Raw genomic sequence first — 23,969 nt, 5'->3', positions numbered from 1 at the left:
ATTTTTTTAGAAAAATGTACAGAAGTCACAATTGCGGCGAACTGCGGTTAGCCGATGTAAATAAAGAAATTACCCTTGCGGGATGGGTTCAAAAATCGCGAGATAAAGGTTTTATGATTTGGGTTGATTTACGCGACCGATACGGCATCACCCAATTAATTTTTGATGAATCGCGCACTGAAGCAGCTGTTATGCAACTTGCCAAATCATTAGGCCGTGAGTTTGTTATTCAGGTTAAAGGTACGGTGATTGAGCGTGAATCTAAAAACAGCAATATTCCAACGGGCGAAATCGAGGTTTTAGTGAAACAACTCACAATTCTAAACGAGTCGCAATTGCCGCCATTTACCATTGAAGACGAAACCGACGGTGGCGAGGATATTCGTATGAAATACCGTTATTTGGATATTCGCAGAAACCCGGTTAAAAACAGCTTATTGTTTCGCCACAAAGTAACGCAAGAGGTTCGAAATTATCTTTCGAATTTAGATTTCTGCGAGGTTGAAACGCCTTATTTAATTAAATCTACACCCGAAGGGGCGCGCGATTTCGTGGTGCCTTCACGTATGAATCCGGGTCAGTTTTACGCTTTACCACAATCGCCACAAACCTTTAAACAGTTATTAATGGTGGGCGGAATGGATAAATATTTCCAAATTGTGAAATGTTTCCGTGACGAAGATTTACGTGCCGACCGCCAGCCAGAATTTACACAAATCGATTGCGAAATGTCGTTTATCGAACAAGAAGATATTTTAAATGTTTTTGAAGGATTAACACGCCATTTATTAAAGAAAATCCACAACATAGAAATTGAAAAATTCCCACGTATGACGTTTGATGAAGCGATGAAAACATACGGGAACGACAAACCGGATATTCGTTTTGGAATGAAGTTTGGCGAATTAAATGCTGTGGCTAAACACAAAGAATTCTCTGTATTCAATACAGCAGAATTAGTAGTTGGCATTGCCGTTCCAGGAGCAGCAACCTATACCCGTAAAGAAATCGATGCATTGATTGATTGGGTGAAGCGTCCGCAGGTGGGTGCATCGGGCATGGTATATGTAAAATGCGAAGCAAACAATCAGTACAAATCATCGGTAGATAAATTTTACGATCAAGAAGATTTAGCAAAATGGGCAGCAGCAACCAATGCTAAGGAAGGCGATTTGATTTTGGTTTTGTCAGGTCCGGCAAACAAAACGCGTGCCCAATTATCGGCATTGCGTATGGAATTAGGAAACCGCATGGGCTTGCGCAAACCCAACGAATTTGCACCTTTGTGGGTGGTAGATTTTCCGTTGTTGGAATGGGACGAAGAAACCGAGCGGTTCCACGCGATGCACCACCCATTTACATCGCCAAAACCTGAGGACATGCACTTGTTAGACACCGATCCGGGTAAAGTTCGTGCAAACGCTTACGATTTGGTACTGAATGGCAACGAAATTGGTGGTGGATCCATCCGTATCCACGACAAAGAAATGCAGGCTTTAATGTTTAAACACTTAGGTTTTTCACCAGAACAAGCTCAAGAACAGTTTGGCTTTTTAATGAACGCTTTCCAATTTGGTGCACCACCACACGGAGGTTTGGCTTTTGGATTGGATCGATTAACAGCTATTTTGGGCGGTCAAGAAACCATTCGCGATTTTATTGCATTCCCTAAAAACAATTCGGGTAGAGATGTAATGATTGATGCACCTGCAATGATTGATAACGCACAATTGGATGAATTATCAATTATGCTGAATGTAAAAGCATAGTTTTACTAAATATCTCAATAAAACTCTCAGCAACACGCTTGTTGAGAGTTTTTTTTTTTTTGAAAAGAAACGTTTTTCTGCTACCAAAAAAATATCAGGAAATTTTAGAATTAAAGTTTATAGAATAAAAAAACCTCATCGTTTGATGAGGTTTTTTGTTTCCAAGAGCGGAAGACGAGGGTCGAACTCGCGACATTCAGCTTGGAAGGCTGACGCTCTACCAACTGAGCTACTTCCGCATGCACGATTTTTAAATCTTCGTTTGATTTTCCAAGAGCGGAAGACGAGGGTCGAACTCGCGACATTCAGCTTGGAAGGCTGACGCTCTACCAACTGAGCTACTTCCGCATGTACGATTTTTAAATCTTCGTTTGATTTTCCAAGAGCGGAAGACGAGGGTCGAACTCGCGACATTCAGCTTGGAAGGCTGACGCTCTACCAACTGAGCTACTTCCGCATATACGGTTTTTAAATCTCCGTTTGATTTTGTGCTTGCAAATATAGCCATTTAAAAATATTCCACGCAAATTTTTTTGTAGTTTTTTTCTGTCATTTCATTTCGCTTTTGTAATGTGTAAATAATCAGTTTTTTACAGATTATAAATCAAAATAAAATGACTAAAAAGTACCCGTAATGCATTATAGAATTGCCACAGATGCACAGATTATTATATTGCTTTTAGCAAATCATAAAAATAATATATCTTTAATAGAATGTGTTGCATTCAATTATCTGTGAACATTCATACATAGTAGCATTAATTTGTAAAATTACATCTGTGTATCTGTGGTATCAAAAACAAATATCTGAATATCATTTTGTTATGTTTTTTTGGAGTAATACAATACGAGCTAAAAAGGTTTAAAAATTAAATTGTTAAATGCTGTTAAAATCAATTTAATATAATATTAACATTAATTAGTTCGGTAACTGCCGAACTAAAAGTATTTTTGTAAAAATTTATTCAACATGCGGCAGCTTTTAGCGTTAGATCTCTTTAAAGAAATATCCGAACATTATGAGGTTTATTATAAACTACCGCCTTTAACTGCCCGTATTTACACGCTTTTTATCTTTAACAATTGCAAAGACGGCTTAACTTTTGATGAGCTTGTAGAGATTTTTCAAGCAAGCAAAAGTTCTGTTTCTACCAGTTTAAATGTTTTAATAGAACACAATTATATCGAACAAATAAAAAAAGAAAACGAACGCAAACGTTATTTTAGAAGCAACCGAAATTTATTTTTAAAACGTTTAGATGATGTTTTAAAACGCTTAAAAAACGAAAAAGAAATCAATATAAAATTAAAAGAATACCGACAGTCAACTTGCAGAGATTTGTTCAAACAGGAAGCTTTTGATGTGTATATTGACCATTTAAGCGACGTGACCCAATCAATAGAGAAAACAATTCAAAACCTAAAACTCCATATTAAACCAAATGAAGAATAATTCCCTAAAAGCCCTATTTATGGTGCTAATTGGAACAGCAACAATTGGTTGTTCCAAAAAAGAAGAAGCGCCACAAGCAGCTGCCCCTGCTTTGGATGTGGTTGCTGCAACTACCAAAGATGTGGTTGGATACACCACTTTTCCGGCTACTATACAAGGAAAAATAAACAACGATGTTCGTGCAAAAATTCAAGGTTACATTCAAGAAGTCTATGTACATGAAGGACAAGCGGTGAGCAAAGGACAACCATTGTTTAAACTAGAAGCCAATATGTTGGCTGAAACAGCAAACGCAGCCAAATCGGGCATTGCGGTTGCTCAGGCAAATGTAAATGTAGCTCAAGTTGAGGTTGATAAACTGATTCCTCTGGTTCAAAAAAACATCATTAGCAATGTGCAGTTGGAAACGGCTAAAGCCAATTTGGCGTCGGCAAAAAGTGCGTTGGCACAAGCAAAAGCTAACTATGGTAGTGCAAGTACCAATGTTGATTATTCGGTGGTTCGCGCACCAATAAGCGGAATTGTAGGACAATTACCACTAAAAAAAGGAAGTTTAGTAGGCCCAACCGATCCAACGGCTTTAACCACCATTGCAGACATCAGTTCGGTTTATGCTTATTTTTCTATGAATGAAAAAGAATATTTTGAGTTTTTAAATGCAACCCCCGGAACTTCTTTATCCGAAAAGATTAAAGATTTACCGGAGGTGGAATTGCAATTAGCAGACGGAAGTATTTATTCTGAAAAAGGAAAAATTGAAACTGTGTCGGGGCAAATTGATGCCGCAACTGGAACGGTCCAATTCCGAGTAGCCTTTTCAAATCCCAATAAATTATTGAGCAACGGAAACAGCGGCACCATTCGTTTACCTAAAAAATATACTAATGTTTTGGTCGTGCCTGAAGTAGCCTCGTACGAACAACAAGGAAAGGTGAATGTTTACAAAGTGGTAAACGACACTGCTGTATCAACAGTGATTGATGTGGTGGATCGTGTGGATAACATGATTATCGTGAATAAAGGCATTAAAACAGGCGATGTTGTAGTGGTGAGCGGCGTGGGAACTTTAAGAAACCAAACAGCCATTAAGCCTAAAAAAGCCAATTTCGACACTATTGTAAATGCTATAAAACCTGTTTTTTAATAGAAAAATATCATGCTAAAAACTTTTATTGAAAGACCCGTATTATCTACGGTTATTTCTATCCTAATAGTCATTTTGGGTGTTTTGGGTTTGACCGTTTTACCGGTTACTCAATACCCCGATATTGCACCACCAACTGTTCAGGTAGCGGCTTCGTATCCAGGAGCAAACGCCCAAACGGTTCTAGAGAGTGTTATTGTTCCCATTGAGGAGCAAATTAATGGTGTGGAAGGTATGGATTACCTAACTTCTACTGCTAGTAACGATGGTTCGGCATCGGTTCAAATTGTTTTTAAACAAGGTATCGATCCTGATATTGCTGCCGTAAATGTTCAAAACCGGGTGGCGCGAGCAACGCCTTTATTGCCTGCTGAAGTTACGCGATCGGGTGTTACCACTCAAAAACAGCAAACTTCATCGTTGATGTTTTTGTCGTTTTATTCTGAAAATGAAAACTACGATGCCACTTATATTCAAAATTACATGAATATCAACATTATACCCGAACTTAAAAGGGTAAATGGTGTGGGCGACGCAACTGCTTTTGGGGCAAAAAACTATTCCATGCGTGTGTGGTTAAACCCTGTAAAAATGGCTGCTCACGGTTTGGTACCTGCCGATGTGAGTGCAGCAATCAACGAACAATCATTAGAAGCTGCAGCGGGTCAGTTGGGGGAAAACTCTGGAGAATCGTTTCAGTACATCATTAAATACAGCGGTAAGTATAAAACCGAAACGCAATATGAAGATATTGTGATAAAATCAATGGATAACGGCCAAGTGCTTCGTTTAAAAGATGTGGCTGATATTGAATTGGGTGCACAAACCTATGGCGGATATTCAGAATTGAACGGAAATCCGGCGGTTGCAATGGCAATTTATCAAACACCGGGATCCAATGCGCAAGATATTATCAACGAGATCAAAAAAGAATTAGCTACCATTGAAAAAAATCTACCGGAAGGCATTAAATACAAAATCAATTTAGACTCCAATGAATTCTTAGATGCATCAATCGAAAAAGTGGTGCACACCTTAATCGAAGCATTTATTTTGGTATTTATTGTGGTGTATATCTTTCTACAAGATTTTAGATCTACTTTGGTGCCTTTAATTGCGGTACCGGTATCAATTATTGGAACTTTTTTCTTTTTGAATTTGTTTGGATATTCCTTAAACCTTTTAACGCTGTTTGCGCTGGTGCTCGCCATTGGTATTGTGGTGGATGATGCCATTGTGGTGGTAGAAGCTGTGCACGCAAAAATGGAAGAAACTGGCGAAGATGCCACAACTGCTACAACAAATGCAATGAGCGAAATATCGGGGGCAATTGTTTCCATCACCTTGGTAATGTGTGCGGTGTTTATTCCGGTTACGTTTATTACCGGACCAACAGGGGTTTTCTATAAGCAGTTTGGAGTAACGCTAATTGTAGCAATTGCTATTTCGGCTGTAAACGCTTTAACATTGAGTCCGGCGTTGTGTGCTTTGTTTTTAAAACAACACACCGATGCGCATGGCAAAAAACAAAATTTTGTGAAGCGATTTTTTACTGCCTTCAATAATGCGTTCAATGCAATGACTAATAAATATGGTAAATCGTTTCAATTTTTGTTCAAACACAAATGGGTGACTTTTATCATTTTGGCAGCTTGTTTAGGCGGAGCATACCTTGCAAACAAAACCATGCCGGCAGGATTTGTACCAAGTGAAGACCGCGGATTTATTATGGGTAATGTGGAATTACCCGCAGGTGCGTCGGTTGACCGTGTGTATAAATTAGAACGAGAATTTAGTAAACAAGCCGAAAAAATTCCGGGTATTGAATCGGTAACTGTTATTTCAGGTCGAAGCATTATTTCTGGTTCAGGATCTAACTATGGTTTTATGTTGATAAAAATGGAACCTTTTGCAAAACGTACTACAGATGATAAAGCAACTGATGCAGTAATCGGTAAATTGTTTGGGTTAGCAGGGAAAAACTTCCCAGAAGCCAAAATGATTTTCTTTCAACCACCAAGCATCCCCGGATTTGGTTTTTCAGGTGGATTTGAATTGAAATTACTAGACAAATCGGGGGGTGATTTAAAAGAATTCGATAAAACTACTCAGGCATACATCAACGCGCTGATGCAACGTCCGGAAATTATGTATGCACAAACACCTTTCAACACCAATTATGCACAATACGAAATTAAGTTAGATATTGTTCGTGCCAAACAATCGGGGGTATCGGTGAGCAACATATTTTCTGCTTTGCAAGGATACATTGGTGGTAATTACGTGAGCGATTTCACCCGTTTTGGTAAACAATACCGCGTGATGTTGCAATCATTGCCTGGCGATCGTAAAAATATTTCCAATCTAAACGGAATGTTTGTTCGTACGGCTTCTGGGGCAATGGCACCTTTAAGTCAGTTTGTAACCTTAGAAAAAGTATATGGTCCGCAATCGGTCAATCGTTTTAACTTGTTTACATCGGCAAACGTATCCGGAGCACCAAAGCCTGGTTATTCTTCGGGCGATGCCATCAAAGCCGTTCAAGAAGTTGCCGAACAAAATTTATCAACCAATTACGGAATAGATTTTACTGGATTAACCCGTGAAGAAATCAATGCCGGTTCACAAACTATCTTAATTTTTGCCTTGTGTATCGTTTTTGTTTATTTCATTTTGGCTGCACAATATGAAAGTTATATGTTGCCTTTTGCGGTAATTTTATCGTTGCCAACAGGTATCATGGGTGCTTTTATATCCCAAAAAATCGCTGGTTTAGAAAACAACATCTATTTCCAAATTGCACTGGTCATGCTCGTGGGATTGCTCGCCAAAAATGCTATTTTAATTGTAGAATTTGCGTTGCAGCGAAGAAAACACGGCGAAACTATTTTACAAGCAGCTATTGATGGAGCCAAAGCACGTTTACGCCCGATTTTAATGACCTCATTTGCCTTTATTTTAGGGTTGATGCCATTGGTTTTTGCAGGCGGTGTGGGATATATTGGTAACCGTTCTATTGGAACCGGTGCCGCATTTGGTTTGTTGATAGGAACTGTTTTGGGAGTGTTTGTCATTCCGGTTTTGTTTGTAATTTTTCAAGCATTACAAGAGAAAATTAAACCTGTAAAATTCGATCAAAAAGCAATTCAAGAATAATCATGAAATCGCACTAAAAACTTAAAGTTTGCGAAAGCAAACACCATTAAGAAATAGCGATTCCATATGATCCAAAAAAAAATAATATTTTTCATATGAAAATTATATATAAAACAACTTTTGTGGCAATTACGGCTGTTTTGTTGCAGTCTTGTATCGCTACAAAAGAATACCAAAAACCAGAAGTTTGGAACAACGCCTCGTTCAATACAAACGAAGTGGTGAAAGACAGTGCGGCAGAAAGTGTAGTGCCATGGCAACAGGTTTTTACCGATGCATTGCTGCAACAGCATATACAAACTGCTTTAGAAAACAATTTAGATATTCGTGTGGCGTTAGAAAACATCAATCAAGCGCAATCGTACCTTTCGCAAGGCAGAATGGGTTATATGCCCACATTTACCATCGGCACAAACTATACCCATTCGGTAAACTCGATCAATACACAGTTTGGTAGAATTTTAGGGCAACGTCAGCGATTGGATCAGTTTGATATTACCGGAAGCTTAGGCTGGGAAGCCGATATTTGGGGGAAAATTACCAGCAAAAAATTGGCTGCCGAAGCCACCTATCTGCAAACGGTATCGGCACACAAAGCTGTGAAAACGCAGCTAATCGCTATGGTTGCATCGACCTACTACAACTTATTGGCTTTGGATGCACAAAAGCAAGTGGCGCTGCAAACCATTGAAAACCGCAACAAAAGTTTAGAAACCAATAAAGCGTTAAAAGACGCCGGTCGCGTAACAGAAGTTGCCGTGAAACAAACCGAAGCACAAGCGTTAAGTGCGCAAGCTTTGTTGTTGGATATTGAGAACAACATCAAGCAACAAGAAAATTCGTTGAGTATTTTAAAAGGTATGTTTCCTCATGCCATTGAGCGTGCTGCTTTTTCAGATTTGCAATTAAATGTAAACATAACCGAAGGTGTTTCTATTCAAACATTAAATAACCGTCCTGATGTGGTGGCTGCCGAACTAGGTTTTAGAAACGCTTTTGAGTTGACAAATGTTGCTAAAGCCAGTTTTTATCCAACATTAAAATTAACGGCAAGCGGCGGATTACAATCGGTTGAGTTTGAAAAATTGTTTGATCCTACGTCGTTTTTTGCAAGTATTGTTGCCGGAATTGCACAACCTGTTTTAAACGGCAGACAAATCCGTACGCAATACGAAATCAGTTTGTCTAACCAAGAAAAAGCTTTTTTAAATTATAAGCAAACGGTTTTAGATGCCAGCAAAGAAATTTCAGATGCGCTGTATGCCATTGATATCAACAATAAAAAATTAGTTTTAAAGCAGAAAGAAGCTGAAGCTTATTCCACGGCTGTAAATTACTCGCAAGAATTGTTGAACAATGGTCTGGCAAGCTATTTAGAGGTTTTAACCGCAACAGAAAGTGAATTGAATGCGCAGTTGAACATTATTACTACGCAATACAATCTATGGAATGCCAACATACAGCTATACAAAGCGATGGGGGGTGGTGTAGAGTAATTTTTTCTATTTATATAAAGTGATTAATGCAGCTAATTTTGGCTGCATTAATTTTTTTTGAACATGCTACAAAGGTTGAATTTTATGTTTTTTTGTTTTTGTATCTTTGAAAGAAAACAACATGCGATTTCTTTTGTTTTTATTATTTTTTCCTTTACTCGCTTTTTCGCAAGAAACATTCTCGTATAAAAGTAATAAACAACAGTTTTTTAACCTGCGTCCGGGCACCGATAAAACATTTCATTACATTCAAATGGATAAACAAGATATTACAAACAATACGCTGTTTGTGATTGATGAAACAACAGAAAAATTAGTAATTCCCGAAAATGGATATTATGAAATATCGGCAACATTTCATTTTAATCCAAGCACAAGTATGATAAAGATGAATAGAGGAGGTGTGAATTTTGGCGTTGTTCAAATTTTCAATGGGGTAGAAGCATACGTTGCAGCAACCCGAAAATCGTTTGACCAAGACAATCAAGATGAGTTTTCGCGGATAAACGTGTACCCAACCATAGTTTATCTGCAAAAAGATGCGGTGATAGCAGGTGCAATTAGCGCTGGATTGTTAGGAAACCCGTTGCTGAGCTGTGAATTGGGTTGCAACCGAAAAAATAAAAATTGCACCTCGTTTGCAATGACTATAAAATTAATAAGCGATCAAGATGGATTTCAAAGATATTATTAAGTTTTTTATTTTGTTGGTTGGATTTAACGGATTTGCACAAGAAAAATCGTTTTATATTCGAAGCATCCGAAGCATTCATCTGGAAAACACGCCGTCGGTTCTGCAACAATTAAAGTTTCAGCCGGTTGATGTGGTGTACAATAAAATTACCCAATTTTTAAACGATAAAATTACTATTTCGTCATCGGGTACGTTTGAAGTTTCTGCCTTTGCAAACATCAATCCGGGTGTAATGGGCAGTTCGTCTAAAGACAGTATTCACATGGAATTGTATCTGATTAAGAATGCACAAATGCCCACCGAAGAAATTTTGGGTAAAACCGAATTTAGATTCAGCTACGGAAATTTTGATGTGGCAGCCGGACTTTTAATCGTCCCAACCGAAGTACAACTGCAAAAAAACGATGAAATTTCCCTTTGGGTTCAGATTCTACCAACATCAACTATCGATATCAATAAAAGTCCGAAATACGATCACGTAACCAAACCCACCGGAATGCAACAAATTGCGGGAATGCGGATTGAGAAGCTTTTATAACAAAGGCGACAGCAACCTGCAAATCGAAGCAAATGCTTTGTAATACCATTTTTCATTTTTCCAGATTTCGGCTGTAAACAGTGTGCTTCCTAAAATATCCTTTTCAAATTGCTGGGTTAATTGTTCGGCAATGGTTTTGTCTAAAACAACCGCCGAAAGTTCGAAATTAATTAAAAAACTGCGTGCATCTAAATTGGTGGTTCCAACGTAGCTTAACAATCCATCGATACATATTGTTTTGGCATGAATAAAGCCTTTTTCGTACAAATAAACCTTCATGCCACGATTCAAAAATGGTTTAAGGAACGATAATGATGCAGCCTGAACTATTGCGGAATCACTTTTGGAAGGAAGCATCAACGAAACTTGTACTCCTTTTGAAACAGCCACCAACAAAGCGGTTTTAAAGGATTCGGTAGGAATAAAATACGGCGTGCACAGCTGGATGCTTTTTTGTGCTGCCAAAATACTTAATATCATAGCTTCCATCACATACGGAGGCGTATCACCGGGCGATGAAAAAGCAAACGTTACGGGCAATTTTTTTTCAAAAACGGTTTGAACTTTTGGCAGATAGTTATCATTCAAAGCAAACGATTTTTCTGAAATACTTTGCCAATGCAGCCAAAATTGGGCTTGCAGCATTTTAGTTGCATCGCCTTGAATTCTTATCGCCGTATCACGCCAATACAGGTTAAATTTATTTGGATTGATGTATTTATCTGAAATATTAATGCCCCCAACATATCCGATAACTCCATCAATAACAATGATTTTTCTATGGTTGCGGTAATTGCTGTTTGCCAAAGACGAAAAGCGTACAGGCAGAAAAACTTCCAATTGAAGGCCTAATTGCTGATAAAAATTTTGCTTTTTTGCCAAATCGGTCGATCCAAAATCATCAATAATTACACGAACTTCAATACCTTGCTGTGCTTTATCAACCAAAATATCTAAAATTTGCTTGCCGATTTGATCTTCCTCAAAAATATAATATTCTAGATGAATATGATGTTTTGCTTGTTGCAGATCCGCCAACAAAACAGCAAATTTTTCTTCGCCGTTTGTCAAGAGCGCTGCTTGGTTGTTTGATGTAGGAATTGATGTTTTTGTGTGCACCAAATATTCAAACACATCATTCAAATGATTGTCATAGGTTTCGGTAAGTTTAATTTCGTTTGAGATAAAAGGGGCTAAATCGCTCCAGCGTTCTTCAAATCGATTTTTATAGCGACTGTCTAATCGCTTAAAATATTTTTCTTTTTTAAATTTCTGTCCGAAAAAGTAATACAACAACACCCCACCAAGCGGAATAAAAACAATGACCATTAACCACGCAATCGTTTTTTCGGGTTTGCCGTTTTCTATTAAAATGGTGATAAACGCAGTGGTGTTTAACAAAGTTAACGGAATCCAATACCATTCTTTAACAAATTCCCAAATTGTAAGTAAGTTTTCCATAACTTGTTGTTGTTTTATTCTAAATTAGCTAATTGTTAATACATTTGCAATGAATTTTTTTACAAAATGGTTTAAAAAACCTACAACAGAAAGCAACACACATCAAATGAAAAAATATTTAATTGTAGGCCTAGGAAACATTGGTGCCGAATATGTGAATACGCGCCACAATATTGGTTTTAAGGCAGTAGATTTTATGGCAAATGAAGCCGGAGCGGGTTTTGAAACCGTGAAATTGGGAGCTTTGGCACAGATTAAAGTAAAAAACAAAATTTTACTTTTGCTAAAACCCAACACATACATGAACTTGTCGGGTAAAGCGGTGCAATATTGGATGGATAAGGAAAAAATTGCCAAAGAAAATGTTTTGGTTATTACAGATGATTTAAATTTACCATTTGGAACCATACGCATTAAAGCAAAAGGGTCAGATGGCGGACATAATGGTTTGAAGAATATTCAGCTGATTTTGAATAGTTCAGAATATCCGCGTTTGCGTTTCGGAATTTCAGATGAATTTAAAAAAGGACAGCAGGTTGATTATGTGTTGGGCGATTGGACCGATGAAGAAACAACTGCATTAAAAGAACGTTTAAACGTGGTTTCGCAAGCGGTGAAAGAATTCGCTTTGGCGGGTTTAAACAATGCAATGAATAATTATAATGGCAAATAAAAATGAAAAAAATTTTATCACTACTTACAATCGCTGCTTTGGCAACAAGTTGTAACACTGTAAAAGGCGTAGAATCTACCAATTGGTTAGGCAAAAAAGTAACGATGGTTTCTGTTGCGCCCGAAAATGGAAAAGTATCAGCAACACGCGAATTTGAAAAAGGCTTGAATTTGAATGGCTTTGAGCAGTTATATCCGCAAACTAATTTCAACCCTGAAACGGTTTTGATACAATACAGCTACGATCGAAACAAAGCCAAAGAAAATTATGCCGACGATTTTTACAAAGAAGAATTGTTTATGGAAATTCCGGCAAAAGCCTTTAAAAAAGAATATAAAGACGAGGATTTGCAAGATGTAAAATTAGTTTATGGCAAGCATTGTTATTGCAAAGGCGAAGCAGGATATTACAAAATAACACAAGGCACGTTGAAAGTAGATCATGCAGAAAAACACACCAAAGTGAAATTATCTTTCAAAGCACCTCACAGCTCTGTAATAGAACAAGTTGAGTTTGTTGTAGAATAAGTTCTAAAGTGTCTGGAAAAGACACTTTTTTTTATCTTTATCTTTATGAAAAAAATTGTTGCACTTTTTATAATAGGATTTTCCTGGGCAGGATTTTCTCAGACTACTCCTGAGCCAATAGTCAGCCAAACAGACTTTTTAGATGAAAAAGAGCCTGAGAATCAGAATAACGACAGCATTTTGATTGGAAATACTGATGAATACTTAACAACTACCGGCAAAACCATACAGCGATTTGTAGCCGACAATTTCAGCTATCCAGACCAAGCTTTAGATGAAGGAATTACAGGGACAATTTACGTAGATTTTGTAGTAGAAAAAAACGGTACCGTTCAGCAAGCTACTATTAGCAAAAGCGTTTGTAAAGAATGCGATTTGGAAGCGCTTCGCGTGGTTAAAAAAATACGACTGAATCCCATCTTAATTAATGGAAAACCAGAACGTGTTCGGTTCAGAATTCCTATTCGATTGGCTTTAGAATAGTTTTTTAAGAAAATATAATGTACCTTCGCAACCATAAAGAGAGGTGTCCGAGTGGTTGAAGGAGCAAGCCTGGAAAGTTTGTATGTAAAAAAATCTCATATCTATCTAGTTTAGTCCATTTGGAGACCAAATAAAGGCATAAAACAAACCTAAAACGCACATTCAAAAAAGATTATAATTGATGTGATATACTTATAACGACTTTTCAGTAGGGATGAAATAGTTTGGAGAGCTGTCTTTCAACGCAAAGAAGATAAACGTGTTTTAACTTATCCATAATTCATCTGAAAAGATAATCGAGGTGTCGCCAAGCAATGAAAATAGAAACATTTAAAAATCAAATATAAAAATATCTTAAAAAAAAGCTCTCTAGAAAATATACTATTCTCATATTTCCAACTTTGAATCTATAAATCAAGACCGATTTATTTAGCTTTTAATATTTAAACAATAGACGAGCAAAAGATTTGACTTCAAAATCTTAAAGCTTTTTGGCATTTTTAATTAAACACTTTAAAATGAAAAACAAGTTTTTACTAATTGCCCTAATAACATTATTTGTTTTTTCTTGTAACAAAAACAAGACAATGAATAGTCAAGAAGACTTAGTAATTGATAAAAGATTTAAGGTTAATCTAAATATAAAAAAGGATACTGCTTTTAAATTTCTAAATACTTTACCTGAAACATATAACTTTTTAGATAAGGTAATACCTAATGCAAAAAAATCAAGCAACGTACATTTTAATTGTGGCAAAGATGTTGAGGCGACTGAACATTATTTCTCAGTACTAAATAAAGTTGACGCTTTTAAAAAAGGAAATGATTCTTTGTATATTCAAATAGGTACCGCAGATGGTTATTCAGGTTATGGATTAAATTTGGTAATAAGTGGTAATTCTTACACATCAAGGTATTATAAATTCTCTGATATGCTTGCCTATGATGATAAAGAACCTCAACACAAAACACTTTATCAAAACCTTGTTTTGGACAAAGCGAAATATAATTTAAATGACAGTATTTACGGATTTATCAGTTTTAAGTCACGATATATCGATGAACGTAACGACACTTTGTATGTAAGCGCAAAAGGTCATTTTAGAGGAATAGTTAGAGAAGGTGAATTTTAATTGAATACTCATTTTTTAAACTCTGTTTGTTTTTCACTATTTTTGTAGGCTGAAAACCATAGAGTCATGATTCAAAATCCAAAACGATATACCATTACGGCAGCTTTGCCATATACCAACGGACCGATACATATTGGGCATTTGGCGGGCGTTTACGTTCCTGCCGATATTTATGCTCGTTTTTTGCGCCAACAAAATAAAGATGTTGCTTTTATTTGTGGAAGCGACGAGCACGGTGTGGCTATTTCCATGAAAGCCAAAAAAGAAGGCATTTCTCCGCAAGAAGTGATTGATAAATACAACAAAATCATTAAAGATTCTTTTCAAGAATTTGGAATTTCGTTTGATAATTATTCGCGTACTTCGGCTAAAATTCATCACGATACGGCTTCTGAATTTTTTAGAAAATTGTATGACGAAGGAAAGTTTATCGAAGAAGTTACTGAGCAGTTGTACGATGCCGAAGCAGATCAGTTTTTGGCAGATCGTTTCGTAACCGGAACATGCCCAAAATGTAACAGCGAAGGTGCATATGGCGATCAATGCGAAAAATGTGGAACATCGTTAAACGCAACCGATTTAATCAATCCAAAATCAACCATTACGGGCTCTACTCCTATTTTAAAGGAAACTAAGCATTGGTTTTTACCTTTAGACCAATACGATGCGTTTTTGCGTGAATGGATTTTGGAAGGGCATAAAAACGATTGGAAGCCAAATGTGTACGGACAAGTAAAATCGTGGTTAGACGATGGTTTGAAACCACGTGCTGTGACCCGCGATTTAGACTGGGGAATTGACGTGCCTGTGGACGGTGCCGAGGGCAAAAAATTATATGTTTGGTTTGATGCGCCTATTGGCTATATTTCATCGACCAAAGAATGGGCTGCCCGAGAAGGAAAAGATTGGGAACCTTATTGGAAAGATCAAGATACCAAATTGGTGCATTTTATTGGAAAAGACAACATTGTGTTTCACTGCATTATTTTCCCGGCAATGTTAAAGGCAGAAGGCAGTTATATTTTACCTGATAATGTTCCGGCAAATGAGTTTTTAAATTTAGAAGGAAATAAATTATCTACTTCTAAAAATTGGGCTGTTTGGTTGAATGAATACTTGGTTGATTTTCCGGAAAAACAAGATGTGCTGCGCTATACTTTAACGGCAAATGCGCCAGAAACCAAAGACAATGATTTTACATGGAAAGATTTTCAAGCAAGAAACAACAACGAATTGGTTGCTATTTTTGGGAATTTCATTAACCGTGTGGTGGTTTTAACCAATAAATATTACAACGGAATTATTCCTACACCAAATGCATTTAACGAGGTTGATGAACAAACATTGGCTGAATTAAAAGCGTATCCAGCAGTGATTGAAAGCTCGATTGAGCGTTACCGTTTCCGCGAAGCTTTGGGCGAGTTGATGAATGTAGCTCGTTTAGGAAACAAATATTTAGCCGATGAAGAGCCTTGGAAACTGATTAAAACCGATGAAGAGCGTGTGAAAACACAAATGTATGTAGCGTTGCAAATTGCTGCTGCATTATCTACTTTGGCAGAACCTTTCTTACCATTTTCGGCAGCGAAATTGAAAAATATGTTGGGTGTTTCTGAACCGATTGCTTGGAAGAAAATTGCAGAAACATCAGATCTAATTCCGGCAGGTCATCAAATTGGTCAGGCAGAATTATTGTTTGCGAAGATAGAAGACGAAGAAATACAAAAACAAATAGATAAATTGGAAGCTACAAAATTGGCAAATGCAGCCGAAGCAAAAACTGCTGAACCCCAAAAAGAAACTGCGCAATTTGAAGATTTTACAAAGATTGATTTGCGTGTAGGAACGATTATCGAGGCTGAAAAAATGCCAAAAGCTAATAAATTATTAGTTTTAAAGGTTGACACGGGTATCGATGTGCGTACGATTGTTTCTGGAATTGCAGAACATTTTACACCAGAAGAAGTAATTGGCAAGCAGGTTACTGTTTTAGTGAACTTAGCACCAAGAAAGTTGCGTGGTGTAGAAAGCGAAGGAATGCTTTTATTAACCGAAACCAAAGAAGGTAAATTGGTGTTTGTAAACCCAGATGAAGCCGGTGTTTATAACGGAGCAACGATTGGATAGCATTCCATCATCAAAAACACAAAAGCCGTCTCTCACTAAAAATTAGAGGCGGTTTTTTAATGCGCTTTTTAAATACTTCCCTCGTTTTATAATAACAAACAATGCTTTTCAGCTCAGAATGCACTTTACAGATTTCGACTACCTTAGTTGCTTTTGTAGTGATTTTAAAGTACAAACTACTTCTTAAGAAGAAAAAAGCCAACTTATGCAGTTGGCTTTCTCTTTAATTTGCTAAGATATTTATCTTATTGTCTTTTAATTCTAATGTTCCCGATTTAATTGGCAAGTAAAAAGTATTATTGTCAATTTTTTCAAATCGGTTTTCAAATTGTGGTTCAAATTGTAAATTGTTACCAGCAATTTTAATTCTTCCTTCGATTAATAAAGAAACAATTGGTGCGTGGTTATTTAGCATTTGAAACTCACCATTTATTCCCGGAACCGACACTGCGGTAACTTGACCTTTAAATAGTGTAGCTTCTGGAGAAACAATTTCTAAAATCATATTTTTTAGTTTTTAGCTTTTAGTTTTTGGCTCTTAGTGGCTGTGCACTGCAAACTTTCTACTAAAAAAATTATTATGATTCAGCTAACATTTTTTGACCAGCTTCAATTGCATCTTCAATTGAACCTTTTAAGTTGAAAGCTGCTTCTGGTAAATGATCTAATTCACCATCGATAATCATATTAAATCCTTTAATTGTTTCTTTAATATCAACCAACACACCAGGAATACCAGTAAATTGTTCTGCTACGTGGAAAGGTTGTGATAAGAAACGTTGTACACGACGTGCGCGGTGAACGGCTAATTTATCAGCTTCTGATAATTCTTCCATACCTAAAATCGCAATGATGTCTTGTAACTCTTTATATTTTTGTAAGATAGCTTTAACGCGTTGTGCACATTCGTAGTGCTCTTTACCTAAGATTTCAGGAGTTAAAATACGAGAAGTAGAATCTAATGGATCTACTGCCGGGTAAATACCTAGCTCAGAAATTTTACGAGACAATACCGTTGTTGCATCTAAGTGGGCAAAAGTTGTAGCAGGCGCCGGATCTGTTAAGTCATCCGCAGGAACGTAAACCGCTTGTACCGATGTAATAGATCCTGTTTTTGTTGATGTAATACGCTCTTGCATTGCACCCATTTCAGTTGCTAAAGTTGGTTGGTAACCTACTGCAGAAGGCATACGACCTAATAATGCAGACACCTCAGAACCAGCTTGTGTAAAACGGAAGATGTTGTCAACGAAGAATAGTACGTCTTTACCTTGACCGTCACCAGCTCCGTCACGGAAATACTCAGCAATTGTTAAACCAGACAAAGCTACACGTGCACGTGCACCAGGTGGTTCGTTCATTTGTCCGAATACGAAAGTTGCTTTAGAATCCATCATTCCGGCTTTATCAACCTTAGTTAAATCCCATCCTCCATTTTCCATAGAGTGCATGAAATCATCACCATATTTAATAATACCAGATTCTAACATCTCGCGCAATAAATCGTTTCCTTCACGAGTACGCTCACCAACACCAGCAAATACAGATAAACCTCCGTGACCTTTTGCAATGTTGTTGATCAACTCTTGAATTAATACGGTTTTACCTACACCGGCACCACCAAACAAACCAATTTTCCCCCCTTTTGCATAAGGTTCGATCAAATCAATTACTTTGATACCTGTAAATAAAACTTCAGATGATGTGGATAAATCTTCGAATTTTGGAGCAGGACGGTGAATTGGCAAACCGTTTTCACCAGTTTTTGGCAACGCTTCTAAACCGTCGATAGGATCACCTACCACGTTGAATAAACGCCCGAAAACTTCTTTACCAATTGGCATTTGAATTGGCGAACCCAATGCCACAACCGTGGTTCCACGGCTTAATCCGTCTGTTGAATCCATAGAGATTGTACGAACGGTATCTTCACCAACGTGCGATTGAACTTCTAAAACTAATTTTGATCCATCGGCTTTAGTAACTTCTAATGAATCGTAAATTTTCGGTAATGCAGCAGATGTAGTATCAAAAACTACGTCAACTACTGGTCCGATAATTTGTGCAACTTTTCCTGTAACTTTAGACATTGCTTATGTATTTATTTAACAGCTAATTATCAATTGTGAAAAAACAACTTTTTTCGATGTGCAAAGATAGTTTTTTTTTGGAATAATTAAAATGTATTTCGGGTTTTTTACTTTTGCTTTTTAATAGCTTGAAAACTGGCTTTTTAATTGCCACTAAAATAGCTTCTTAACCTTAAAGCCAGCAAGTGCATGCCACTCGTTTCAAAACAGTATTTCTTTTTAAAACATTTGCTGTAAAACTATATGAATATATGTTCCTTTTTAATAACTAACCGTATAAACCTCGTTGGTTGTAGAACCGTTTTCATTATAATTTACCGACATCCGAGTTGGGTAGCCATCGATAATATGTGCTATCGGATATGAATAAGTTTCAGAGGAATTGTATGTTGTTCCATTGAAAACAGCAACTTCTGTAACTGTGATGGGATTGTTTTCGCCAAAAAAATGCAAATCGAAATCGCTTAATAACAACACCCACTTTGGCGAAGTTATTCCGCTTAAAACACCTTTATCACTATTATAACTCGCTGTGGTTGTGGTATTTTCATCGACAATTTTCACGACATTGCCTTTATTGTCGTAGGTAAACGTAGTTAAATCCCCATAAAAATTAAAATTTAAAACTTGCCCTTTATCGTTAAAATTCACCAAAATATAATCATTATCTTCATCGGCTACTTTTGCTTGGGTAGCACTTGGATAGGTAATTGTATAGGAATTGGTCTCCGTGCTTATTGGGTCATTATAAATCGTCACAAACTTAGTTACCTTTCCACTGCTGTCATAGGTAAAAATGGTTTCGGTGTATGCTGTTTCAGAATCTTTATCAATAACTTTCACCAATTGTCCGGTGGTACTGTATGAGAACGATAAATTGGTATCTACACTAGTTATTGATTTGGGTAATTTTTTTACTTCTGCAATATTGTCATCGTTTTTACACGAAACAAAAATTGCAGCGGTCATTAAAACAGCGGGTACTAAACTCTTTTTCATAAATAATTTTATTCTGTTGCTGGATATACTAAGCGAATGGGTTTGTAATAAGTAGTAACGCGTTGGTTGATATCCGCTGCTTTTACTTCAATAATATAATCGCCCTCGGCATAGGTTTCGGCAGCTGATTTCGCAGGTAAAATCACAGTTTGCATTTGATCTATCTGTGTATAATAACCTTGCAAGTCGAAATGTTTTTGCGGTACGGTAAACTCTTGCGGTAGAAAATCTTTTGAGTATATTTCATACGCATATTCATACACACCTGTTTGATCTGTAAACAAGAAACGCATTGTTAAATCTTCTCCAAATTTGAATTCCTTATTATCCGGAATATTTGTAATTTCGATCGTTGGTCCAACTGTATCAGGATCTTCCCTGTCGCAGCCTACAAGCGTAAAAATAGTTGCTAATAAAAAGACTAGACTTATTTTTTTCAAAAATTTCATAATATATTTCATTTAATCTTCAAAGATAAACGATTAATTTTATTTTTTTTATTCTTTGGGAAAGAATAGTAGGTAAAACAAACAACTGCTACATTGTTGTAAATATATTATATTAGACGACAAAAATAACGTTTTTACTTGTTCGTCGATTAATTTTTTTAGTGTGACTATCTTTTAAAACATTGTTAAATTTATACCAATTTTATGTTACGAATTTATTGTCTGACTAATTCATGAGTATATTGGTTTACCTCCCTTTTTTTAATAGAAATTTGTATTAATATTAGGCATTTATGATGAGCAAGAAAAATCGTTGTTATAGAATTTCAAGTATTCGTATATGTTGCGACAAATGTATTCATATCTTGTAATGCACTTAATTGCTCTTTTGCGGTTTCCGAACCACTCCTCCCTTATTATTAACCTGAGTTCGATTAATCAGAACATTGTTAACTGATTTGTTTTTAGTTCATTATATTGTATTGAAGGTTTTTTAGGAAAAAATGAATAAGCAATTAGACCCGAAATAAGGTTTGTAAGAAAGTTTCCTATAGATCTATGTCTTGAATGTTCAATTTGACACATATTTTTCAATTCATCGTTAACTGTTTCAATAACAGAACGTTTTCTCAATAGTATTTTGTCAGACAAGGTCATTAAACAGTTTTTCATATTGTTTTTAAGTTGTGTGATTAGATGAACACCATCAACAAATAATATGTCTGCAATTTTTTTAGAGATATACCCTTTATCTGCAAAGAGTTTTCCGAAAATCCCTTTGAGAAATCCTTCATTTTTAAGAGGTTCACGGTCATCTACATTGGCTTGTGTAATAGTAAAGCTTAGAATTTCACCCTTTTCATTGATAATTAAGTGAAGCTTGAACCCATAGAACCACCCCATAGTGGACTTGCCTACGGTAGCTATATCTTTGAACACTTTATTGTTTTTGATTCGCTTGTTTTTACAAACCCTTACTGGAGTGGAATCAACAAATGAAATACCTGTACAATTGCCCATACAGCAGGTTTTTAAAAACATTGTGAGCGGAAGTATGTTGGATTGCATAAGCTCTGTAAATCTATTGTAAGACACTGTTTTAGGAAACTCAGCTTGCATATGTTTTTGAATATAGAAAATGTAAAAGTGCTTAAAGCATCTGAAACCGCTCAAATGAAAAAGAATCATAATACTTATTATTTCACTGGGTGACATCATTGGGGGTCTTTTAGATTTGTTTCCAATACTGTTTTTTTCAAGAAAAGGAAAAAATTGCTGGCAAAATTCATCAACAAGACAAAAAATTTCTGTAATTTTATCGAAATTAATCATAAGAAATAGTTGTTTAAATGTTTAACAATCAGATAATTAAATATACAACTATTTCTTTTTTTATACAATATATTTATCCTAAATAATAATAATCGAACTCAGGTTATTACATTCAGTCATATGATGATAAAACCTTTTTGAAACAACTTTATTTTTAACAAAAAAGATACGTCTGTTTACTTTATTTTTTTGTTGATACCCAAACAACGATTGATTTTCCCGGATGTCTGCTTAACCATTTTCCCATATTTTTCTTTTCAAAATAGTCATGCGTATAAAAAGAATATTGAAAAGGCTGCGGATGTTTCTTTGTACGGGCATTTTTGTAAACACTACTACCACTGTAATATGCAAAATCTTCTGGTTTATAGTTATTTAATTTTTCGTTGCTTACATTTACATCGTCAATCCAAATGGCATATTTGTTTTTATTTTTATATTGTTCCAATTCTTTTTTGCTGATTTTCATTTTATCAAATCCTTCTTGTTGTTTAAAAAGAAAATCATATTGTTGCAATTCTTCTTTGGTGAAATCTTGATATTTTTTAGAAAACAGTATTACATCATTAATATTTTCTACAGCTCTAAATCCGTCATCTAAACTTCTTTTTGTTTCATAAACCGTAATTTCTACATCTTTAAAATATTCGGCATCACTAACTTTTGTATCAACAGAAGTAAAACTGCGGTTAACATCTTTTTTAACTTGAAAGGGATTTAAGTTTTTGCCCACATTGTTAAACTGCGATACATTGTATTGTTTAGTTGTGTTTGTTTCATTTACTTTTGGTTCTTGAAAAGCAACTTCTTCTTTCACACAAAAAGAGTAGAATAAGAAAGCTGATAATACAATCGCTCCCGCCACAAAAAAGGTGCTTTTAATTTTCGATTTGGTTTTGTTCATCATAATTAATCGGTTTTTAATGAGTAAAAAATTAAAGTTGCTTGCCAAATAACTGTTTTTAAACAAGCTTTCTTTTTGCAACAACAAATATTGATACTTTGTTTTATTGCTTATACTATTCAATGTAGCTTCATCGGCTAAAAATTCGTGATTTAACTGAATCGCTTTTTTGTACAGATACAGCAAAGGATTAAACCACATAAAACAAGTAAGTGTTTCTACAAAAAGAATGTCAATAGAATGTTTTTGTTTGATGTGATGGTATTCGTGCAGCAATAATTCTTCTTCAACTTCGTTATTTTCGAACTGACTTTTATCTACATAAATTGTGTTTAAAAATGAAAACGATGTGTTTAAATTTTCAACCAAAACAACTGATACATTTTTATAATTTGATGTGCTATTTTTTGATTTTAATCGACTGAAATAAAGCAAGTTTCTAACAAATCGAAAGGCAAAAAAGATAAAACCTGATAAATAGATAAAACCTAAAAAATACGGTAAATAATTGATGCCATTTTCTGCAATCTGATTGTTTAAAATGATTTTCTGTGGTGTAAAACCGTTTAAAATTGGTTGTTCAATTAATGATTCAGCAGAAATTACGGTTTTGTATGTATAGGTGTAACTACCATAAAAAAAAGCAAGTACAATAGACAGTATTAAATACCAACGATTAAAATAGAACGCCTTTTCTTTTTTTAAAAACAGTATGTAAAAAATGTAAAATGAAGCAAGAGCCGTTGTTGATTTTATAAAAAACTCGATCATTTTTTCTTCTTTAAAAGTTCACTATCTATGATTTTCTTTAACTCTTCTAATTCTGCTTCAGATAAATTGGTCGATTTTGTAAAGAACGACGCAAACTGCGAGGCCGAATCATTAAAAAAATTCTTTATCAAGCTGTTTACATGTTTGGAAAAATAATCTGTTTTTTTTACCAACGGATAATATTCGCGTGTTTTGCCCACTTCGTTGTACGCAACAAACTTTTTATCTATCATACGTTTTAAAAGCGTAGCAACTGTTGTGTTTGCAGGTTTTGGATTTGGATATTCGTTTAAAATATCTTTCATAAAGGCTTTTTTAAGCTTCCATATATATTCCATTAATTGTTGTTCGGCATTGGAAAGTGTCATTGTAAACTTTTTTTATATCTACAAATGTAGAACAATATTTCAATTCTACAAATGTAGAGATGTAAAATTTTTATATAACACAATAAAGCTGTTTAATCACAAATAGTCTTTATCTTTGTACTTTAAATAAAACGTTATGGGGAAAGAAACGAAAGAAGGTTTATACCAAGGAATCATTGAAAAAGATGAAAAAGGAAATTATTTCTGCGGGCCTTATTTGTTGGATTATAAAATGGTGGAAGCAGATTTTAAATTGGGCGATAAAATCAGTATTAAAAAATTGATTAACAACCCAAGCCACATGAGTTCTGAATTGTATCCAAAAAAATCAATAAAATTTTCGCTTGCAAACGGCGATAAACCAAGTAAATAAAAACATCCATCGCGCAAACGATGGATGTT

At 35.6% G+C, this 23,969-nt stretch carries 21 protein-coding genes and 3 tRNA genes; 13 read left to right on the top strand and 11 right to left on the bottom strand.

What is annotated here, in order from left to right; genetic code table 11:
* Positions 1-14: 14 nt before the first annotated feature.
* Positions 15-1,769, top strand: coding sequence for an aspartate--tRNA ligase (aspS, locus tag NPX36_RS06530; RefSeq protein WP_257500604.1), 1,755 nt, complete (start codon positions 15-17; stop codon positions 1,767-1,769).
* Between the two features lie 166 nt (positions 1,770-1,935).
* Here aspS and NPX36_RS06525 read toward each other — a convergent pair.
* The 3 genes from NPX36_RS06525 to NPX36_RS06515 all read right to left on the bottom strand — a co-directional run bounded on the left by NPX36_RS06525 (position 1,936) and on the right by NPX36_RS06515 (position 2,226).
* A tRNA-Gly gene (locus tag NPX36_RS06525) sits at positions 1,936-2,008 on the bottom strand.
* A 36-nt stretch (positions 2,009-2,044) separates the two neighbouring features.
* Positions 2,045-2,117, bottom strand: a tRNA-Gly gene (locus NPX36_RS06520).
* Positions 2,118-2,153: 36 nt separating this feature from the next.
* Positions 2,154-2,226: transfer RNA gene (locus NPX36_RS06515), tRNA-Gly, on the bottom strand.
* Between the two features lie 513 nt (positions 2,227-2,739).
* Here NPX36_RS06515 and NPX36_RS06510 point away from each other — a divergent pair.
* From NPX36_RS06510 to NPX36_RS06485, 6 genes are all read left to right on the top strand, one after another.
* Entirely contained in the window at positions 2,740-3,222 is a 483-nt protein-coding gene (locus NPX36_RS06510; protein ID WP_257500603.1) for a GbsR/MarR family transcriptional regulator, read from the top strand.
* On the top strand, positions 3,212-4,366 hold the full coding sequence (locus NPX36_RS06505) for an efflux RND transporter periplasmic adaptor subunit (RefSeq protein WP_257500602.1): 1,155 nt from the start codon (positions 3,212-3,214) through the stop codon (positions 4,364-4,366). Before NPX36_RS06510 ends, NPX36_RS06505 begins: the two co-directional genes overlap by 11 nt.
* Before the next feature lie 12 nt (positions 4,367-4,378).
* Positions 4,379-7,522: an efflux RND transporter permease subunit gene (locus NPX36_RS06500; RefSeq protein ID WP_257500601.1), complete on the top strand. Its 3,144-nt coding sequence runs from the start codon at positions 4,379-4,381 to the stop codon at positions 7,520-7,522.
* A 95-nt stretch (positions 7,523-7,617) separates the two neighbouring features.
* Entirely contained in the window at positions 7,618-9,018 is a 1,401-nt protein-coding gene (locus tag NPX36_RS06495) for an efflux transporter outer membrane subunit (RefSeq protein ID WP_257500600.1), read from the top strand.
* 133 nt (positions 9,019-9,151) lie between these two features.
* Positions 9,152-9,712 (top strand): hypothetical protein, encoded by a 561-nt coding sequence (locus NPX36_RS06490; protein WP_257500599.1) that lies wholly within the window; start codon positions 9,152-9,154, stop codon positions 9,710-9,712.
* On the top strand, positions 9,690-10,250 hold the full coding sequence (locus tag NPX36_RS06485) for a hypothetical protein (protein WP_257500598.1): 561 nt from the start codon (positions 9,690-9,692) through the stop codon (positions 10,248-10,250). The genes NPX36_RS06490 and NPX36_RS06485 overlap by 23 nt, the downstream gene beginning before the upstream one ends.
* Here NPX36_RS06485 and cls read toward each other — a convergent pair.
* Entirely contained in the window at positions 10,245-11,711 is a 1,467-nt protein-coding gene (cls, locus tag NPX36_RS06480; protein WP_257500597.1) for a cardiolipin synthase, read from the bottom strand. The genes NPX36_RS06485 and cls overlap by 6 nt on opposite strands.
* A 106-nt stretch (positions 11,712-11,817) precedes the next feature.
* Between cls and pth the strand changes: the two genes are divergently transcribed.
* The 5 genes from pth to metG all read left to right on the top strand — a co-directional run bounded on the left by pth (position 11,818) and on the right by metG (position 16,654).
* Positions 11,818-12,384, top strand: a complete 567-nt coding sequence (gene pth, locus NPX36_RS06475) for an aminoacyl-tRNA hydrolase (RefSeq protein ID WP_257500596.1) — start codon at positions 11,818-11,820, stop codon at positions 12,382-12,384.
* Positions 12,385-12,386: 2 nt separating this feature from the next.
* Positions 12,387-12,911, top strand: coding sequence for a hypothetical protein (locus tag NPX36_RS06470; protein ID WP_257500595.1), 525 nt, complete (start codon positions 12,387-12,389; stop codon positions 12,909-12,911).
* Between the two features lie 45 nt (positions 12,912-12,956).
* Positions 12,957-13,394 (top strand): energy transducer TonB, encoded by a 438-nt coding sequence (locus NPX36_RS06465; RefSeq protein ID WP_257500594.1) that lies wholly within the window; start codon positions 12,957-12,959, stop codon positions 13,392-13,394.
* A 587-nt stretch (positions 13,395-13,981) separates the two neighbouring features.
* A complete protein-coding gene (locus tag NPX36_RS06460; RefSeq protein ID WP_257500593.1) occupies positions 13,982-14,527 on the top strand; it encodes a hypothetical protein in 546 nt (181 codons plus the stop codon).
* Positions 14,528-14,593: 66 nt separating this feature from the next.
* Complete coding sequence (metG, locus tag NPX36_RS06455) at positions 14,594-16,654, top strand: methionine--tRNA ligase (protein ID WP_257500592.1); 2,061 nt, start codon at positions 14,594-14,596, stop codon at positions 16,652-16,654.
* Between the two features lie 223 nt (positions 16,655-16,877).
* Here the strand turns inward: metG and NPX36_RS06450 are convergent, their stop codons facing one another.
* The 7 genes from NPX36_RS06450 to NPX36_RS06420 form a co-directional block, all read right to left on the bottom strand.
* Entirely contained in the window at positions 16,878-17,159 is a 282-nt protein-coding gene (locus NPX36_RS06450; protein ID WP_257500591.1) for a F0F1 ATP synthase subunit epsilon, read from the bottom strand.
* 73 nt (positions 17,160-17,232) lie between these two features.
* Positions 17,233-18,744, bottom strand: coding sequence for a F0F1 ATP synthase subunit beta (gene atpD, locus NPX36_RS06445; RefSeq protein WP_257500590.1), 1,512 nt, complete (start codon positions 18,742-18,744; stop codon positions 17,233-17,235).
* Between the two features lie 261 nt (positions 18,745-19,005).
* Positions 19,006-19,743 carry a hypothetical protein gene (locus NPX36_RS06440; RefSeq protein WP_257500589.1) on the bottom strand — a complete coding sequence of 246 codons (738 nt, stop codon included), beginning with the start codon at positions 19,741-19,743 and terminating at the stop codon, positions 19,006-19,008.
* A gap of 8 nt (positions 19,744-19,751) precedes the next feature.
* Positions 19,752-20,192 carry a hypothetical protein gene (locus tag NPX36_RS06435; protein ID WP_257500588.1) on the bottom strand — a complete coding sequence of 147 codons (441 nt, stop codon included), beginning with the start codon at positions 20,190-20,192 and terminating at the stop codon, positions 19,752-19,754.
* A gap of 438 nt (positions 20,193-20,630) precedes the next feature.
* Positions 20,631-21,524: an IS982 family transposase gene (locus NPX36_RS06430; RefSeq protein ID WP_257498814.1), complete on the bottom strand. Its 894-nt coding sequence runs from the start codon at positions 21,522-21,524 to the stop codon at positions 20,631-20,633.
* Positions 21,525-21,705: 181 nt separating this feature from the next.
* A complete protein-coding gene (locus NPX36_RS06425) occupies positions 21,706-23,199 on the bottom strand; it encodes a M56 family metallopeptidase (RefSeq protein ID WP_257500587.1) in 1,494 nt (497 codons plus the stop codon).
* Positions 23,196-23,567 carry a BlaI/MecI/CopY family transcriptional regulator gene (locus NPX36_RS06420; protein WP_257500586.1) on the bottom strand — a complete coding sequence of 124 codons (372 nt, stop codon included), beginning with the start codon at positions 23,565-23,567 and terminating at the stop codon, positions 23,196-23,198. The genes NPX36_RS06425 and NPX36_RS06420 overlap by 4 nt, the downstream gene beginning before the upstream one ends.
* A gap of 136 nt (positions 23,568-23,703) precedes the next feature.
* On the opposite strand from NPX36_RS06420, the gene NPX36_RS06415 reads away from it, so the two are divergent.
* Complete coding sequence (locus tag NPX36_RS06415) at positions 23,704-23,940, top strand: hypothetical protein (RefSeq protein WP_257500585.1); 237 nt, start codon at positions 23,704-23,706, stop codon at positions 23,938-23,940.
* The last annotated feature ends 29 nt before the right edge of the window (positions 23,941-23,969 follow it).

Source organism: Paenimyroides aestuarii (assembly GCF_024628805.1).
Lineage (GTDB): Bacteria > Bacteroidota > Bacteroidia > Flavobacteriales > Flavobacteriaceae > Flavobacterium > Flavobacterium aestuarii_A.
This window is presented reverse-complemented; position numbering and strand designations above follow the sequence as displayed.